The 264-nt window shown below is 57.6% G+C and carries 1 protein-coding gene; it reads left to right on the top strand.

What is annotated here, in order from left to right:
* Positions 1 to 259, top strand: a 259-nt coding sequence (locus AB2B41_RS23565; protein ID WP_367880257.1) for a transposase, incomplete at its 5' end; no start/stop codon positions are given.
* Positions 260 to 264 lie beyond the last annotated feature (5 nt).

Raw genomic sequence — 264 nt, 5'->3', positions numbered from 1 at the left:
ACAGGTGACCCGTAAGATCGCCCGATCCAGGCATGAAGACGCCCGCCAAAAAGCACGGGATATCGCGAAGACAGATGCCTATGTCGCCTCCAGCTACGCGAGAAAGAAGGTAGAGATGCTCTTCGCCCACCTCAAACGCAGTATCGGCCTCGACCGCCTCCGCCTTAGAGGACCAAACGGCGCCAAGGACGACTTCCACCTCGCAGCAACAGTCCAGAACCTCCGCAAACTTGCCAAGCTCAGACAAATTCCGGTGTGAAGAGC

This window comes from Sulfitobacter sediminis (assembly GCF_040811725.1).
In the GTDB taxonomy this organism is placed as follows: Bacteria; Pseudomonadota; Alphaproteobacteria; order Rhodobacterales; family Rhodobacteraceae; genus Sulfitobacter; species Sulfitobacter sediminis.
This window is presented reverse-complemented; position numbering and strand designations above follow the sequence as displayed.